The following is a 15,541-nucleotide window of genomic DNA, read 5'->3' as shown; positions in this document are numbered from 1 at the left end:
CGGTTGGCGCTCTGGCCGCAAGGCCTTATAATCGCCGCCAAAGTTGGCATCTACTACAAGGATTGACGGTTGAGAACTCTTACATTCCCGCAACGTCTGGCATTTGGTTTATCGGCCCTGGCTCTGAGTTTACAGGCGCAGGCTGGCTGGTGGATTGAAGCGGACGATTTGGCGCTGCGTTCAGATATCCAGTTATTGGCGGATATCGGTATTATCAAACAACCTGTCACTACTTTCCCTTTGATGTGGCAGGCCGTGATCAGCGATGTGCAGGCGGTCGATCCACAACAATTAAGCCCACAACAAGCAGAAGTGCTGCGCCGGGTAGTGGCTGCTTATATGCGCGACAAACGCCCAAGTCAGGCCCGTATCAGTCTTGCCGGTGAAACCGAGCAACCACAGTTTGTCCGTTTTGGTGACACTTTGCGTGACGAAGCCCAGCTGGGGCTGCAATACAGTTATCACAGCGACAACCTCAGTGGCCGGCTGCAGGTCGGCAGAGTGCATGCACCTGTGGACGGCCAGCGCACCCGGCTCGATGGCAGTTATGTGGCTGTTAAAGCCTGGAACTGGGTGGTCAGTGTAGGTGCTTTAGAAAAATACTGGGGTCCAAGCTGGGACGCCAGCACTATTGTCAGCACCAATGCCCGGCCTGTTGCCGGTATTAGTTTTAGCCGCCATTCCAGTGCTGCCAAGGCAGATGATTGGTTGCCGGCCTGGACTTTTACCACCAGTTTTGGCCAGCTGAGCGAAAGAGCTGCTGTGCCTTCAGCTAAGTTATGGCAAGCCAGATTAGGCACTAAACCGCTGGACTCACTGGAACTCGGTTTTAGCTGGGTGATGCAATACGGTGGTGATGGTTATGGCAATGGTTTAAACGACTGGTTTAATGCCTTATTTGATGGCGGCACCCTGGAAGGCACCGAAAATATGCTGGCCGGTTATGATGCCCGTTGGTCCGGCAGTGTGCTGGATAAACCTTTGGGTGTTTACTTCAGCGCCACTGCCGAAGACTTTAACAGCAAAAAACTTGCGCTGTATAAAGTGGTGTATCAGCTGGGTGCCGATGTGTTCTTGTCTTCCATCGACAGTCGCATTTATGCAGAGTTTGTGGATACCACTATTGATTGCAGTGATGATCGCGACTGGAACTGCATGTATGAACACAGTGTGCATCAGGACGGATATCGCCGTTATGGCCGTAACTTTGGCTCACCGTACGACAATGACAGCCGGGCTTTTAACTTAGGTGTGTTGACGCAGCTGGATATCAACACCCACTGGCACAATAAAATTGCCGCTTTGCAGCTGAATATCGACGGCGGCCGGGTGGATTTACCATCCCAATGGACCCAAACCCAGTTGCCGGCGCGAAATGTATTGTTGTGGCGCACTGAGCAGCAATGGCGTGAAGACTCGGATCAGGTCAAATGGGGGCTGGAATTTAGCCGCACCACTTACAAAGCCAGCAACAGCAGTGACTGGCAGACCGAACTTTTCCTGCAGTGGCAAAGGTTGTTCTGATAACGGCCAGTCTGGTTGTTTGCAAGGGTCACTGCGGTGGCCCTTTTTTATTGTTTTTGTCTATACACTGAGTGAAAGCTGGCCGCAGTGCCAGCTGCACCTTATTTGCGGTAGCTATCGTCACTGCAGCACTGATCCTGGGATAAATTGCATACGTATGCAGTTTAACCAGCCGGTATTCAGCAGCTGCTGCTGAGGTCTGTGAGCAACAGGCCGGCGCTCTTTGCGCTTTTGCTTGCACCAGCTTAGTGCTTTGACCGGAAGCACCGGCCTGACAGTCAATTGATGTTGCAGACTTGTAGCCAGAACTACACTGCGGCGGGCGGTATCAGCCAGATTTTTGGCCGGCCAAACGGCATTTTTCTGTACAAAAGCTATGCTGAACAAGCAGATGCAAATAATGGCTTGCACCCGCTTTGGGCAAAGGCCTAGCGGGGCGCACTAAAGTCGTGCGTTTGCGTTGGTATGAATACGTATTCATGTTGTGTAGTTCAGGTAATCCACATAGAAATAGCAAGGTTGTCATACTTCATACCGGTTGGTGTGGAGCGAACAACCTAAAAATCAGAAACACCACACCGGGGATGAAGGGCATGAAACACTATAAATTAAATTTACTGACGCTCGCGCTGGCGACGGCCGGCTTCAGTGCAGTCAGTTATGCTGACCAACAGGCAACAACAGAAACCAAAGCCAAAGCAGAAGAAAATATTGAGGTGATCCAGGTATCTGGTATCCGCCGCAGTCTGCAAATGGCACAAGCATTAAAAATGGAATCAACCTCAGTGGTTGAAGCCGTTTCAGCAGAAGATATCGGCAAATTACCGGACATGAGTATTGCCGAATCTATCGCCCGTTTACCTGGCCTGGCCGCACAACGTTTGGACGGTCGTGCCAACGTTGTTTCAGTGCGTGGTCTGGCACCAGATTTTACCACCGCCACTTTAAATGGTCGTGAGCAGGTGACTGTGGGTGATAACCGCAGTGTGGAATTTGACCAATATCCATCTGAAATGATGAACAACGTTGTGGTGTACAAAACACCAGACGCAGGTGTTATGGCACAGGCCATTGGCGGTACTATCGATATGCAGACAGTACGTCCGTTATCGCATGGTGAACAGGCCATGGTGTTTAACTTACGTGGTGAGCGTAACGACCTGGGCGCCTTAAACGCCGGTTCTACGGCCAACGGTTACCGTGGCAGCTTCTCTTATATCGACCAGTTTGCTGACGACACCGTGGGTGTGGCTTTTGGTTATGCCAAAATGACATCACCAAACCAGGAAGAACGTTGGCAGTCATGGGGTTATGCTGATGGCCCTAATGGCTCTAAAGTGATTGGCGGTGCCAAACCTTATGTGCGTTCCAGTGAATTAGAGCGTGATGGCTATTTAGGTATTGTTGAATTTAAACCAAACGACAAATCCAGCACTGTGGTTGATGCTTATTATTCTGAGTTCCAGGATGAGCAACAATTACGGGGTATCGAGCTGCCGTTATTATGGGGTGGCGCGCCACTGAGCAATGCAGTGATCCAGGACGGTCTGGTCACCAGCGGCACTTACACAGGCGTAAAATCGCTGGTGCGTAACGACGTCAACCTGCGTGATGCCGATACACTGGCGCTGGGTTTGAACCACGAATACAAGGTGAACGATCAGTGGAGCCTGGAAGCTGACTTAAGTTATTCCAAAGCCAACCGCAAAGATTTTAACCTGGAAAGTTATGCCGGTACTGCCCGCGGTGATGCCAATGGTGCCAAAGACAGCTTAGATTTTAATTTTACTCCGGGTGGCATTGTTACCTTTAATCCAACTTTGGATTATTCAGACGCCAATCTGATCAAACTGGGTGCAGCCCGCAGCTGGGCAAATGGCATCACACTGCCATCTGACGCTCAGGACGGCTTTGTGAACACCCCGGATATTGAAGATGAATTACAAGCTATCCGTTTAAGTGCCAAACGTATGTTTGCTGACGGTGCTGTCAGTGCTGTTGAATTTGGTGTGAATTACAGTGAGCGTGACAAAGGTAAAGTAGACACTGGTAATTATCTGACGTTAAAAAATTACCCTGTGTCAGCACCTGTGCCAGCTCAGTTCCTGTTAGCCCCAACTTCGCTGGACTTTATCGGCATGGGCAACATGCTGAGCTACGACTCAATGGCGCTGTACAACAGCGGTGCTTATAACGAGGTTTCTGAGTCATTAACAGACGCAGCCCGTTACAACAACACCTGGACAGTCAGCGAAGATGTCACCACTTTCTTTGTGAAGTCTGATATCGAATCACAAGTTGGTCGTTTCCCGGTGAAAGGTAACGTTGGTTTACAGGCGGTTCATACCGATCAGATGGCCACAGGTTTTGCCACTACTAAAAACTCAAGTGGTTTGGTGGTTGCCACGCCGGTTGAAGGCGGCGACAAATACTGGGAACTGTTACCAAGCTTTAACTTAGGTTTTGATGTTGCTGAGCAACAAATGGTGCGTGTAGCTGCTGCCCGTACTCTGGCGCGTGGCCGGATGGACAAAATGAATGCCAGCACTGGTTTCTCTTACAACGCCGCCAATCAGTCCAGCAGCGATATCAACCGCTCGCCATGGTCTGCTCAGGGTGCAAACCCGGCGCTGCGTCCATGGATGGCCCGTCAGTATGACGTCAGCTACGAGAACTATTTTGATGACGCAGGTTACTTTGCAGCTTCGGTGTTCTACAAAGACTTAGAAAACTACGTCTTTGACCAGGACCAGCTGTTTGACTTTACCGGTTATGCCTACACAGGCCCGGCGCCAGTGTTAAATCAGGGTTATATCAAAACCCCAACCAATGGTAATGGCGGTTATATCAATGGTATCGAACTGTCGTTGTCACTGACAGGCCAGATGTTAACGCCGGCACTGGATGGTTTTGGTGTGTTGTTAAGTGGTTCTTACACCGACAGCGAAGTGAAAGAAAAATCTGACTCTAAGCCAATGTCGTTACCAGGCTTGTCAGAAAAAGTAGTAAACGCCACTGTGTATTATGAAAAACATGGCTGGCAGCTGCGCACCAGTGCCCGTTACCGTTCAGAGTTCTTAGGTGAAGTCAGCGGTACCAGTCTGACCCGTGTGTATGACATGGTGTTAGGCGAAACTGTGGTCGACGCGCAAATTGGCTACGATTTCAGCCAGTCTGGTTTTGCTGACCTGCACGGTTTGTCAGTCTTGTTCCAGGTCAGCAACCTTACCAACGAACCATTTGTGACTTATCGTGACGGCGACACCCGTAAGATCCGCGATTATCAGAACTATGGCCGTAACTTTATGTTTGGTATCAGCTATAAACTGTAATAGCGCGTGACTTTGTAAGCTTGTCAGAAAACCCCTGCTGCACATCTGTAACAGGGGTTTTTTTATCGGGTTAAAGCGGAGACTTTGTATGCAACAAGTGGTGATTGCAGGTGGCGGTTCTGCCGGCTGGATGGCGGCGGCAATGCTGGCCAAAGTGATAGGACACAGGGTGAAGATCACGCTGGTGGAGTCTGACGAAATTGGTATTGTTGGGGTGGGGGAAGCCACTATCCCACCTATTTTGTTTTTTAACAAAGCCTTGGGAATTGACGAGGCTGAGTTTATCCAGGCCACCCAGGGCAGCTTTAAACTGGGCATTCAGTTTGAAAACTGGGCGCGCCAGGGCGACAGTTATATGCATGCTTTTGGCGAAATCGGCAGCCCTATTGGCTTGTCGGCTTTTCATCATTTGTGGCTGCGGGCCAAAGCAGCAGGGCATCCCAGTGATTTTTGGGATTTTTCGCCCACTTTTCAGGCAGCCAAAGCCGGTAAGTTCTCCGCCGCAGTGCAGTTAACAGGCACTCCCTTTAGCCAGTTTTCTTATGCATATCATTTTGACGCCAGCCTCTATGCCAAATTGCTCAGACAAAAAGCTGAGCAAAACGGGGTACGGCGCCTTGAAGGCAAAATCAGCCAGGTAGAGCAGGCGGTAAATGGGGATATCGCTGCGCTGGTGATGGAAAATGGCGAGCGGATAGCCGGTGATTTGTTTATTGATTGCACCGGCTTTAGGGCATTGCTGATTGAACAAACACTAAAAACCGGTTATGAAAACTGGAGTCATTGGCTGCCGTGCGACAGAGCCATGGCGGTGCCAAGTGCCAACATCAGCGCGCCTGTACCTTATACCAGATCCATTGCCCATCAGGCAGGCTGGCAGTGGCGTATTCCGCTGCAACACCGTACCGGTAATGGCCTGGTGTATTGCAGTGCCTTTTTACAGGACGATGCCGCTAAAAGCCAGTTGCTGGCCAACCTTGAAGGCGAAGCTTTGGCAGAACCCAGACCCATTCGTTTTACCACAGGGCGACGCAAGCAGCAGTGGTCGCACAACTGTATTTCGCTCGGGCTTGCCAGTGGCTTTTTAGAACCGCTGGAATCCACCAGTTTGCATTTGATCCAAAGTGGCATTATCCGACTTGTTAAGCTTTTTCCATCAGGCAGCGATATGGCGCTGCTGCGCAACGAATATAACCGCCAGTCGCAGCTGGAGTTTGAGCAAATCCGCGATTTTATTATTTTGCATTATCACCAGACCGAACGCAGCGACAGCGAGTTTTGGAACTACTGCCGCACTATGACAGTGCCGGACAGCTTAAGCCGTAAAATTGAACTGTTCCGCCACAGCGCCGTGTTGCAGCGTGAACAAGATGATTTGTTTACTGAACTGGCCTGGCAGCAGGTGTTGCTTGGGCAACGAGTGTTGCCGCAGCATTATCAGCCGCTGGCCGACAAGCTGAACCTAGCCCAATTGAGTGAGTTATTGGAGAATTTGCGCCTGATAGTGCAGGGTATTGTCAAAGCCATGCCAACTCACGCCGAAACACTCGTACGAATGACCCAAAGGAGTTAATGGATGAACTGGCCCCAAGCGATAGTGTTTGGCAGCAGCAGCTGGTTGTGCTGCTGCGCCGCTGCATCCGCAGTTCCTGCCGATTTGCAGCGCCCTTCACCCGACTGGCGTGACCAGGTGATTTATTTTGTATTAACCGACAGGTTTGCCGATGGCAATCCGGCCAATAATGATCAGGGCGCGGGTGAATTTAACCCGGCAAGTTCGGCCCATTACAGCGGCGGCGATTTGGCGGGCATTCAACAGAAACTGGATTATATTCAGAAGCTGGGGGCAACTTCGTTGTGGCTGACGCCGCCAGTGGCCAATCAGTGGTGGAGCCAGAAGGTGCAATACGGCGGTTATCACGGTTATTGGGCCACTGATTTTATGGCGGTGGATGCCCATTACGGCACCCTGGCCGACTATCAGCAATTATCAAAGGCCCTGCACCAAAAAGGCATGTATCTGATCCAGGATATAGTGGTAAACCATACCGGCAATTTTTTTGGTTACGACGGCCCTTATGACAACAACAACACCGCAAAAAACTTTGTGTTGTATGAAAAAGGTCGGCAAGCTGCACCCAGCCAGGCACCTTTTCATTTGATCAACAGGTTGGATCCGGTCGCCGCCAAAGCCAATATTTACCACTGGACACCGCCTATTCAGGACCCAAGCCTGCCAGGGCAGGAATTTAGCTATCAGCTGGCGAATCTGGCCGATTTAAATACCAGCAACCCGGAGGTGCGCCGGGCGCTGAAACAAAGTTACCGCTTCTGGCTGGAGCAGGTGGGGGTAGATGCGTTTCGCATCGACACGGCCAAATATGTCGAACACGACTTCTGGTTTGATTTTTTACATGCATCTGATGGCATTAAGGCCAAAGCGCGTGAACTGGGCAAACAACATTTTTTCACTTTTGGCGAAGTGTTTGAAGCATCCAAACCCTTTCACAATGACGGTGAGCAAAAACTCAAAGCTTTTCTGGGCAGCAAACAAAAACCTGAACTGGATGCTGTGATTGCCTTTCCGCTGTATTTTGATATCAACGCTGTATTGGCCGAAGGCAGGCCGCCTGCTGTCCTGGGTTACCGGCTGGCTGAGCACAGTAAGTTTGCCACCCCCCATTTATTACCCACATTTTTAAATAATCACGATACCAAAAGGTTTTTAGCGGCCGGCAGTGTGGATGCTTTTATTCAGGCTTATGCACTGCTTTTTACCATTCCCGGTATTCCGGTAATTTATCAGGGCGATGAACAGCTGTTAGAGCAAAGCCGTCAGGCGATGTTTGCCGGTGGTTTTGGCTCGGCAGAGGATCAGTTCCGGCCCGACAGCCCGATGTACCGAACTATTCAGAGCTTGGCCAAACTGCGCCTTGAGCATAAAACCTTAAGCCGGGGAGACTGGCAGTTATTGCAGGCCGACAGCGCAGCGCCCGGTGTGCTGGCCTATCAGATGAGGTTGCCTGAGGCGGAAAAACAGCAACTCTTTGCAGCTGGCAGCGATTCGTCAAAACCGCAGATAACCGACCAGATTGTGGTACTGATGAATACCGCGGACAGGTCAGTGTTGCTGGCAAATTTGCCATTTAACTCAATGCAAGGGCAAACAGCAGCAAAACCAAGCCGCTGGCAGCTGTTATGGCAGCATCAGTACAACGCAGATTATGTTGACACCGACGCCAGTGGCCGGCTGAGCTTGTTGTTACCAGCGCGGGCTGTGCTGGTGCTGACACCTGAACCGCAGACGGACACAACAAAAACCGCAGCAGCTACCTCAGTCAAAGCAGCGCCTTCGCTGATATTTCAATTGCAGCCTGTGCCTTGCGCGCCCCGTTGTCGCCAGGATTTTCGTTTAACAGGCAAAGTCAGCCAGCCCGGTGTTTTACTGCAGTTGGTAAAAAACGGCGAAGTATTGCCGCAAATTCAGCACAGTGATGCTCAAGGCAACTTTAGTTTTGTGGTGCAGGTGCAGGATTTAGGGCAGCAACAAAATCAGCTGGCGGTGTATGCACCAGAGTTACATCAGGTTAGTGACAGCCTGCAATATCAAAGCAGTGTTACCACAGCAAAGTGGCAGGCGGGCAAACAAGATGCGCTGAATGATGATAAAGGGCCGAGTGGCAAATATCAGCAGCCGCAGCAGGAACATTCACAAAATCAGATGGATATTCAGGCGGTGAGCGCCAAAGCCTCAGGGGCTAATCTGGAGCTGACTGTCAAAATGGCGCAGATCAGTCAGTTCTGGGCGCCAGCCAATGGTTTTGACAATGTACATTTTTCGATTTTTTTCCATTTACCACAAAGCAGCTTGCCCGGCGCGCGGGCACTGCCGGGCTTGCAAAGCCTGATGCCTCATGGCAAAAACTGGCAACTTGGCCACTTTATGTTTGGCTGGGGCAACTCGGTGTTTAATGCCAATAAGGCAACCAGCAGTAAAACCGGTGACAAGCTGGGCGCGGCGCCACAACTGGAGGTTGACGCCAAAGCCGGTGTTATTACTGTGTCTTATCAGGGGCAGGCGCTTGGCATCAACAGCTGGGATGGAGCCGGCATTTATATCTCCACCTGGGATAAAACCGGTGAAGGCATGTTGCGTTCGATCCAGCCTGAGCCTTCGCCCTGGAACTTTGCCGGTGCCAGCGCCGATGCGCCCAAAGTGCTGGATGATATCTGGCTGGAATTAACACCGGCTGGGGTCGAATCCGCAGTGTTGTCCGGGCAATAATGGGTAGTTTTGCCAGCAGGATCTGGCGGATCAAGCCGGATCCTGCAACTGCAACAAGGCAGATCGTGCGGTTTTTTTGTGCGCTAAACGCCTGAAGTCATAAATAATTCACCGGACTTCACTGAATTTCGTGATCCCGCTGCTTTTTTTTCGGGCAAATCAAAATAAAATCCTGTATATTGTCGCCCTATTTTCAAACCCTAGCTTAATCGAGATGACTATGTCAGCAGATTTATCCTTATACAGAAACATTGGTATCTTCGCTCACGTTGATGCCGGTAAAACCACCACCACCGAACGTATCCTGAAACTGACCGGTAAAATCCACAAGCTGGGCGAAGTTCACGAAGGTGAATCAACCACAGACTTCATGGTGCAGGAAGCTGAGCGTGGTATCACCATCCAGTCAGCCGCTGTTACCTGTTTCTGGAAAGGTCACCGTTTTAACGTGATCGATACACCAGGCCACGTTGACTTCACAGTTGAAGTTTACCGTTCTCTGAAAGTATTAGACGGTGGTATCGGTGTATTCTGTGGATCTGGTGGTGTTGAACCTCAGTCAGAAACCAACTGGCGTTATGCCAACGATGCAAAAGTATCGCGTCTGATTTTCGTAAACAAGCTGGACCGTATTGGTGCTGACTTCATCCGCGTAACAGAACAGGTGAAAAAAGTTCTGGGCGCTACCCCACTGATCATGACATTGCCAATCGGCCGTGAAGATACTTTCACTGGTGTTGTAGATCTGCTGAGCCAAAAAGCTTATGTATGGGATGAGTCTGGTCTGCCAGAAAACTACACTATCACTGACGTTCCAGCCGACATGGCTGACGACGTTGAAATGTACCGTCAACAACTGATCGAAACTGCTGTTGAGCAGGACGATGACCTGTTAATGGCGTACATGGAAGGTGAAATGCCAACTGTGGAACAAGTGAAAGCTTGTATCCGTAAAGGTACCCGCGAACTGGCATTCTTCCCAACTTACTGTGGTTCTGCTTTCAAAAACAAAGGTATGCAGTTAGTTCTGGATGCTGTTGTTGATTACCTGCCGAACCCGACAGAAGTAAACCCACAGCCACTGACTGATGAAGAAGGTGCTGAGACTGGCGAACACGCTATCGTTTCTGCTGACGAGCCGTTCCGCGCTTTAGCATTTAAGATCATGGATGACCGTTTTGGCGCCCTGACCTTTATCCGTATTTACTCTGGTGTGCTGAACAAAGGCGACACAGTTCTGAACTCTTACACTGGTAAAACAGAACGTATCGGCCGTATGGTTGAGATGAACGCAAACGACCGTACTGACCTGACCTCAGCTCAGGCTGGTGACATCATCGCGTTAGTAGGTCTGAAAAACAACACTCAGACTGGCCACACGCTGTGTGATCCAAAACACCCATGTACGCTGGAACCAATGGTATTCCCAGAGCCAGTAATTTCTATCTCTGTGACGCCAAAAGACAAAGGCGGCATGGAGAAGATGTCTGTAGCTATCGGTAAGATGGTTGCTGAAGATCCAACGTTCCGCGTTGAGACTGACCAGGATTCTGGCGAAACCATCCTTAAAGGTATGGGCGAACTGCACCTGGATATCAAAGTAGACATCCTGAAACGTACTTACGGTGTAGAACTGATCGTTGGTCAACCACAGGTTGCTTACCGCGAAACTATTACCCGTGAAGTTGAAGACAGCTACACCCACAAGAAGCAGTCTGGTGGTTCAGGTCAATACGGTAAAATCGACTACCGCATTCGTCCGGGCGAGCCAAACTCAGGCTTCAAGTTTATCTCTACCGTTGTTGGTGGTAGCGTTCCAAAAGAATTCTACCCAGCTATCGAAAAAGGTTTCGAGTCGATGATGTCGACCGGTACTATGGCTGGCTTCCCGGTATTAGACGTAGAAGTTGAACTGTTCGACGGTGGTTTCCACGCAGTTGACTCATCAGCCATCGCGTTCGAAATCGCTGCTAAAGGTGCATTCCGTCAAACTATGCCTAAAGCTGGTCCACAGCTGTTAGAGCCAATCATGAAAGTTGACGTATTCACGCCGGAAGACCACGTTGGTGACGTTATCGGTGACTTAAACCGTCGTCGCGGCATGATCTCTGGTCAGGAATCAGGCGCTACTGGCGTACGTATCAAGGCGACAGTTCCGCTGTCAGAGATGTTTGGTTATATCTCTACCCTGCGTACTATGACTTCAGGTCGTGGCCAGTTCTCGATGGAATTTGATCACTATGCACCGTGCCCGGCTAACGTGGCTGATGCAGTAATCGCCAAAGAGAAAGAAAAGAAAGCTGCTGCTAAAAACTAATTAGCCGTTAGCTTTAAAAAGCCCCGCTGGTGCAAACCGCGGGGCTTTTTTTATGTTTCTGGCGGCAAGAGCGGCCGCTATGGCAGGGTGGGTACAGGCTTTACACTCTCAGCAATAAACGAAAACCGCGGGCGGCATAATAAGACTCGGCGCCGTTATGGTATACAAACACCCTGTTGTAACGTCTGTCACCAAAAATAGCGCCGCCCAAGGCGCGGATCTCTGCTGGAGTACAGAGCCAGCTGGAGGTTTTTTGATCAAAGTGGCCGAGTTGCTGTAAGGCCCGGTACTGCTGCTCGGTCAGCAACTCAGCACCAAACTCCGATGCCATTGCCACAGCGGCGCCTGAGGGTTTGTTTTCTTTGCGTTTATCAAGTGCGGCCTGGTCATAACATAAACTGCGCCGTCCAGAGGGGCTTTCGGCGGCACAATCACAAAACAGAAAACAGTTTTGCGCGGGGTCCTGCCCAATCACATCGGGTTCGCCACCACTTTGTTCCATCAACCACAAAGTCTGCAGTTTGGCAGGTTGTGCTAATAAGCGTTCCAATACCTGCGGCCATTCGATGCCGGCATGACGCTGCATATGCTGCACAAAACGCTGTTGTAACTTTGCTAACAATGTTTCGGTATTTGCCTTATCCATAGCTTAAATTTCCTGTTGTAGAGAGCCACAACAGCATAACCAGCATTTTCCCAAGAATACAACAGTCATCTGCAGGCTTAGTCCGGTCAAAATGCTGTAAAGGTCAGACCAGAAAAACTGAACTTCTGCTGAATTGTGGCAGTCACACAAGCAGCGATTTCACCGGAATAGCCAGCGACAGTCGTATCGCCGCGGGGGGAATGGCATAATTTCTGGCCGAGGGGTGTGCCGGTTAGCTGTGTCAATTCTGGTGGTTGGTTGTGATGGTGAAACCGCGCTAACCCTATTGCAAACAAGAGGTGAAAAGCCCATGCCACACAATGCGCGACCCCGTATTCTGCAATTTCTGCAATTAGCCCATTGTTCTTACCGTGTTGAAGGTCAGCAGATCATCACACAAAACGCTGTGATCACGCTGGCAGAACAACACATCAGTATCGCCCGCCAGGGCAAACCGCTGCGCACTATGCCTTACCAGCGACTTAATCTGGACAGATTGTTGTCTTTAATTACGGCGCAAGCCGAGCGTAAACATCTGGCCTGAATACTTGCCGCCATCTGGTATGGCGGCATTTTTGTACAAAGCAGTTTGTGATTAGAAATGACACTGCGCCTGCAAAGCGGCGATGTCGGTGGGCGTCAATGCAGTCTGCTGACTGGTTAAACTGTGATACATAATAGAATCGTCAGTGTCAGTGTGACCCACACCAAAAGCATGACCAAATTCATGTGCCAGTGTTGCGACTAAATCCTGATTCGACGCAAAAGCAAAAATGGTCATGGTTCTTTGACCGGCTTTGATATTCATTAAACCCACTTCAAAAGGCACCTGTTGTGTTGGCGTTTTTGCTGTTGTCAGCAGCTCGTTACGCTGTTTAATAGTTTCATTTAAATAGTCCTGATCGCGCATCAGTTGTTGTTTTTGCTGATCAAGCCAGGCGGCTTCCTGTTGCAATTGTTGTTGGCGGCGCATCAGCTGTTCCCGCTCAGAACTGGCATTTGGGCCATCGGCCCGGTACGCCGCTACGTCTTGCTGCAGGCGGGCATTTTGCTGGTTAAAGCTGTCAATCTGCTGCTGTAGCTCGGCAAACTTTTGTGGCAGCTGTTCGATGCCGGGTGAAATGGCCTGATCGTATCTGTCCAGATTACGTTTTAATAAATGTTGTTTCAGCAGTTGTTGCTGGCGTTCGTCATAACGAAAATCAATGCTGAATCCTTGTGCATCCTGTTGCAGCAAAGTACGACCAAAAGCCTGATTCCACATCTGGGCCGCCTGCTCTATGGCAGCTGTTGCCTCAGCTTCACTGAGGTTAAAAGCCGGATCCAGGTAACCCAGTTTCCAACCCAGCGGTGTGCTGCAAAGACCACTGCTGAGCACAGGCAAAGCCAGGGTAGGTTGTTCCTTTTGCCAGAAGCTGAAACCTAAATAAATTAAAATGCCAACAAACACCAGCTGTAACAAACGTTGCATAAAAACTCCTTGTTTGCCTGCGATTAAACGGCAGCAACCGGCTTTTGGCAAGCGTTGTGCTGTTTTTGTGCAATCTGCTGACAGGGAAGGCTCAAAGCCACAATGACGCTGGGCAAGCGCCGCAACGCTGGCTACAATCGGCGCCAGTTTTGTCACGGAGTTCAACATGGAATTACAAGTGCAATATCAAGACAGCAGCCTGCAGGTCAAGGTGCAGCAGCTGGTGGAAAAAAACTGGTTTACCCGGTTGATTTTAACGCTGATTCTGCTCAATGCAGTGCTGCTTGGCATGGAAACTTCAGCGGTATTAATGGCGCAATACGGCACTTTGTTGCATAACCTGGACCGGCTGTTGCTTGGTGTTTTTGTGCTGGAACTGCTACTGCGGATTTTTGCTTACCGGCTGTCATTTTTTAAAGACGCCTGGAATTTATTTGATTTTGCCGTCATAGCCATAGCGCTGGTGCCGGCGTCCGGACCTCTTGCCGTACTGCGTTCTTTAAGGGTGCTCAGGGTATTGCGGGTGTTGTCGATGGTGCCTTCGATGAAAAGGGTGGTGTCGGCCCTGCTCGGTTCTTTGCCCGGCCTGGCTTCTATTGCCACGGTGTTATTGCTGATTTATTACGTTTTTGCCGTGATTGCCACCAAATTGTTTGGCGCGGCTTTTCCACAGTGGTTTGGCAGCATAGGCCATTCTTTATATACACTGTTTCAGGTGATGACACTGGAAAGCTGGTCTATGGGCATAGCAAGGCCCGTGATGGAAACTTTCCCACTGGCCTGGCTGTTTTTTGTGCCTTTTATTCTGATCGCCACCTTCACTATGCTGAATTTGTTTATTGCCATTATCGTTAACACCATGCAAACCTTCAGTGAAGAAGAGCATGCTGCTGAGCGGGCAGAAGATAAACAAGCCGAAGCGCTGGAGCAACGACTGTTGCATGAAGAGCTGCGTGAAATCCGCCAGGAGCTGAAATTATTACGTGCCGAACTCAACAAGGAGCAGTCGGACAGGTGAGCTTAAGCCTTCGTTTTAGCAGCTTAAATTTACAAAACTTTGCCGCACCACCGCTGGCGAGCTACGAGTTTGACAATATTTATAGTCAGGCGCAGTGGCAACAAAAAACCAGCTGGTTGCGCCGCACCATTGCAGCTGCAGCCCCCGATGTACTGCTGCTGCAGGAAGTCTTTAGTGTGGATGAGCTAAGGCAATTGTTGCTGGAGTTGGGGTATTCCCATTTTGTCGCGGCGGCCGAGCCGCTGCTGGTGGATGGGCATTTTTATTTGCAGCCGGTGGTGGCTATTGCGTCGCGTTATCCGCTGAAACAACACCACTTGCCTGAGCCTGATGCGGCGTTATTAAAGGCGCTGGGACTTCATCATTTTCAGTTTAGCCGCACACCTTTAGCGGCCACAGTGTATTTGCCCGGTATAGGTGCCTGTGATTTTTATGGGGTGCATCTGAAATCCCGCCGGGCTTTAACTGCAGTGCTGGAGCAAGGCGGCAGCGATACGCTGGGACGTTTTGCAGCTTGTGCCCAGCGCGGTTATGAAGCGGCCATATTGATGGAGCTGGTGCAGCGGCAACAACAGCTGCACGGCCATCCTGTGGTGCTGGGCGGTGATTTTAATGACAATCTGCAGTCAGGGTTTTTACAGCCACTCACTATGCCAAGGGCGGCATTGCAGCTGAAAGACAGTTGGGATTTGTGGTCAGATGCACCACAGGCAAGGCCTGCCACCCACTATTATGGCGCTAAAGGTTCGGTGCTGGATTATCTGTTAATGTCGGCCGACTTTGACGCTCTGCAGGCGCACAGCCTTGCCGGGGTGTCTGAAGTGCATATCAGGGATCAGCATTTGCTAAAGCCGGATTATCAACTGGATGCTTACAGTAGTGACCACGCTATGGTCACTGTCACTATCAGGCTGCGGCACTAGGTTGTCGCAGCCCTCTGTTCAAACG

10 protein-coding genes are annotated in these 15,541 nt (G+C 50.3%); 8 read left to right on the top strand and 2 right to left on the bottom strand.

Going from position 1 to position 15,541, the window contains the following annotated elements; all coding sequences use genetic code 11:
- The first annotated feature begins 69 nt into the window (after nucleotides 1–69).
- The 5 genes from V7P87_RS06315 to fusA all read left to right on the top strand — a co-directional run bounded on the left by V7P87_RS06315 (nucleotide 70) and on the right by fusA (nucleotide 11,458).
- Nucleotides 70–1,524: a capsule assembly Wzi family protein gene (locus tag V7P87_RS06315; protein ID WP_333796677.1), complete on the top strand. Its 1,455-nt coding sequence runs from the start codon at nucleotides 70–72 to the stop codon at nucleotides 1,522–1,524.
- 593 nt (nucleotides 1,525–2,117) lie between these two features.
- Entirely contained in the window at nucleotides 2,118–4,856 is a 2,739-nt protein-coding gene (locus V7P87_RS06310; protein ID WP_333796676.1) for a TonB-dependent receptor, read from the top strand.
- Nucleotides 4,857–4,944: 88 nt separating this feature from the next.
- Nucleotides 4,945–6,429, top strand: coding sequence for a tryptophan halogenase family protein (locus tag V7P87_RS06305; protein WP_333796675.1), 1,485 nt, complete (start codon nucleotides 4,945–4,947; stop codon nucleotides 6,427–6,429).
- 3 nt (nucleotides 6,430–6,432) lie between these two features.
- On the top strand, nucleotides 6,433–9,141 hold the full coding sequence (locus V7P87_RS06300; protein ID WP_333796674.1) for an alpha-amylase family glycosyl hydrolase: 2,709 nt from the start codon (nucleotides 6,433–6,435) through the stop codon (nucleotides 9,139–9,141).
- A gap of 214 nt (nucleotides 9,142–9,355) precedes the next feature.
- Nucleotides 9,356–11,458: an elongation factor G gene (fusA, locus tag V7P87_RS06295; protein WP_416354579.1), complete on the top strand. Its 2,103-nt coding sequence runs from the start codon at nucleotides 9,356–9,358 to the stop codon at nucleotides 11,456–11,458.
- A 100-nt stretch (nucleotides 11,459–11,558) separates the two neighbouring features.
- Here fusA and V7P87_RS06290 read toward each other — a convergent pair whose 3' ends face one another.
- Complete coding sequence (locus V7P87_RS06290) at nucleotides 11,559–12,104, bottom strand: DUF4256 domain-containing protein (protein ID WP_333796673.1); 546 nt, start codon at nucleotides 12,102–12,104, stop codon at nucleotides 11,559–11,561.
- Between the two features lie 310 nt (nucleotides 12,105–12,414).
- Between V7P87_RS06290 and V7P87_RS06285 the strand changes: the two genes are divergently transcribed.
- Nucleotides 12,415–12,648 carry a hypothetical protein gene (locus tag V7P87_RS06285; RefSeq protein ID WP_333796672.1) on the top strand — a complete coding sequence of 78 codons (234 nt, stop codon included), beginning with the start codon at nucleotides 12,415–12,417 and terminating at the stop codon, nucleotides 12,646–12,648.
- A gap of 51 nt (nucleotides 12,649–12,699) precedes the next feature.
- On the opposite strand, the gene V7P87_RS06280 is transcribed toward V7P87_RS06285, so the two are convergent.
- Entirely contained in the window at nucleotides 12,700–13,575 is an 876-nt protein-coding gene (locus V7P87_RS06280; RefSeq protein ID WP_333796671.1) for a matrixin family metalloprotease, read from the bottom strand.
- 166 nt (nucleotides 13,576–13,741) lie between these two features.
- Between V7P87_RS06280 and V7P87_RS06275 the strand changes: the two genes are divergently transcribed.
- Nucleotides 13,742–14,593, top strand: coding sequence for an ion transporter (locus V7P87_RS06275; RefSeq protein ID WP_333796670.1), 852 nt, complete (start codon nucleotides 13,742–13,744; stop codon nucleotides 14,591–14,593).
- Complete coding sequence (locus V7P87_RS06270) at nucleotides 14,590–15,516, top strand: endonuclease/exonuclease/phosphatase family protein (RefSeq protein WP_333796669.1); 927 nt, start codon at nucleotides 14,590–14,592, stop codon at nucleotides 15,514–15,516. The genes V7P87_RS06275 and V7P87_RS06270 overlap by 4 nt, the downstream gene beginning before the upstream one ends.
- Nucleotides 15,517–15,541: the final 25 nt, after the last annotated feature.

It is taken from the genome of Rheinheimera sp., from assembly GCF_036782235.1.
GTDB lineage: Bacteria > Pseudomonadota > Gammaproteobacteria > Enterobacterales > Alteromonadaceae > Pararheinheimera.
Note: the sequence above shows the minus strand (reverse complement) of the source record. Positions and strands in the feature narration are given on the sequence as shown.